Genomic DNA, 2,006 nt, shown 5'->3' on the forward strand with positions numbered 1-2,006 from the left:
TCATCATGCGCTCCGTCTATCAAACGGAGCAGCCCCTTCCAACTAAGCACGTGGTCCCACAATCGGGGTCCATTTCACACACCCGGTACGAAGCGACTGTAGAACCTCCAACTTTCAATGTCGGCACGCCACTTGGGGCAGCATCACCGCTCGGAGGCGGGGGGCGCTGTAGGGACGGACTCCGCACGTCCTCCATTGCGTCCGGCCGCCCCGCCAACGTGTTGTGAGGGGACATGAAACACCATGTTGGAGGGGCTGCAACTGCGATCGCAGCCGCTCTCGCTGCGCCGCGATGTCATTAGCGTGTGCGAACAGGAAACCACACTCTTCCTCCGGGCTTTCCCGATGGTGTCCGTCGGTCGTCTGGCCAGCCGGATCATGACGCGCCTTGCATTCTTTGTCGCCGGTTTCGGCATTGCGGGCTAGGCGCCGCTGGTGCCGTTCGCGAAGGAGCGGCTGGTTGTCGATAACGAAGTCCTCGGTTTTCTGCTGCTCTGTCTGGGAATCAGCTCAGTCATCTCGATGCTTCTGATCAGGCTGTTGAGCGCGCGCTACGGCAGCAAATCAATCATCCGGATCGGCTGGTTCGGGATTGCGCTCATCCTGCCGTGGCTCGCGGTTGCCGGCACGCCTGTGGCGCTCGGGGCCGTGCTAGCTGCCTTCGGCGCCTTTCTCAAATTCATCGATGTCGCTGCGAATGTCGATGCGGTCGAACTAGAACGTGCAGCGAAGCGTCCACCGATGTCCGGCTTTCACGCGCAATTCACCATCCGCGAATGTGCCGGCTCCGGCGCGATAACCGCATTGGCTGGCTGCTCGTCGGGGCTTTTTCATCAACCCTAATTAAAATTATAGATGCGCGTGTAGAGCCCCGATCGTCATCAGCGAGCCTGCTCCTCGCGCCCGTGAAGCATGGGAGCGGGGAAACTCCGCTTTCTTCGCCTCTCGTTAAACTAGCGAGTAGTGTAGCTCACCCGCTCCGGCAGTACCCTCCGGCTGCCTCGCTCGAGCATCGCTCGAGATCGTCCTGCATGCTCCGCCCAAGCAGCGACAGCACGGGCTCATGATCGAATCCCGCGCATCTTGCGCCGTCGGCGTTGATCAGCGGGCGCCTTATCAGGAGCGGATCGCTGAGCATCAGCGCGAGTGCGCTCGCCGCGTCGCTCGCGTCGGGATTGATTTCGCCTGACTTGATACGGGGCGCGGCGCGGTTGAACCAGGATCCGATCGGCGTATTGCCGAAGCACTGGCGCAGTTCCTCCGCGCGCCACGGCTCCTTCAAGATATCCTTGGCAATCACGTGGTGGCCCGCGACCTTCAGCGCCTGCATCTGGCGCGCGTTGGTGGCGCAGTCGGGTTTTTGATAGAAGATGATCGTCGCCATGGCCTGGCCTAACTCAGCACCCTGAGCTGCACGATGGGCGCGGTGGCGCCCCGTTCGAGAATACCATCGACCTTCTTGCGGACGGCTTCCAAGGTGAGAGGCTTGATAAGCACGCCGTGCGCGCCCGCCTTGATGCCTTCGACCGCGGTGGGCTCGTCGGATTTGTCGCAGACGATCAGGATCCGCACCTCGGGAAAATGGGCAGCCAATTGGCCGATCAACGGCGGCCCCTTTTGCCCCAAAAAGGAGGCGCCGAGTAGCACCACATCCGGCTTCAACCAATCGATGCCCCTGACAAAAGCCTCTTCCGGCGTTGCAAGCTCGTGCGTCTCGATCTCGTCATGCAGCATAAGTTGCAAAGTCACGCGGGTGATCTCGTCATCGTCGACCACGAATACCCGTCGCTGGCCCTCCGCCTTCGAGGTTTCGACATCTTGCTGCACTGTCGCTCTCCTGAAAATCGCGCCGACAAAGCGGCTTGCAAGAGCAATTAGCAATTTCCGTTCCACGCATGAACGCATCGAAAGGGCCCGCGCCAAGCCGGTTTTTGCCCGTTTGATGCTTGCGATCCTTGTTCGGCTTCTGACAGCGGCACAATTGCTGTCACCTTCAAAACACCTGG

Annotated in this window: 4 protein-coding genes; 2 read left to right on the plus strand and 2 right to left on the minus strand. The window is 60.7% G+C overall.

All coding sequences use genetic code 11. From position 1 onward, the window contains the following. Window positions 1-243 precede the first annotated feature (243 nt). The gene (locus AC5ZGW_RS45975; protein WP_028169439.1) at window positions 244-426 is read left to right on the plus strand and encodes a hypothetical protein; all 183 of its coding nucleotides are present in this window, start codon (window positions 244-246) and stop codon (window positions 424-426) included. 9 nt (window positions 427-435) lie between these two features. Then, entirely contained in the window at window positions 436-843 is a 408-nt protein-coding gene (locus AC5ZGW_RS45980; RefSeq protein WP_028169440.1) for an MFS transporter, read from the plus strand. Window positions 844-970: 127 nt separating this feature from the next. On the opposite strand, the gene AC5ZGW_RS45985 is transcribed toward AC5ZGW_RS45980, so the two are convergent. Beyond that, window positions 971-1,384, minus strand: a complete 414-nt coding sequence (locus AC5ZGW_RS45985) for an ArsC/Spx/MgsR family protein (protein ID WP_130231864.1) — start codon at window positions 1,382-1,384, stop codon at window positions 971-973. Window positions 1,385-1,392: 8 nt separating this feature from the next. Continuing rightward, window positions 1,393-1,827 carry a response regulator gene (locus AC5ZGW_RS45990; RefSeq protein ID WP_130231866.1) on the minus strand — a complete coding sequence of 145 codons (435 nt, stop codon included), beginning with the start codon at window positions 1,825-1,827 and terminating at the stop codon, window positions 1,393-1,395. Window positions 1,828-2,006 lie beyond the last annotated feature (179 nt).

It is taken from the genome of Bradyrhizobium sp. Crot121 (assembly GCF_059512385.1).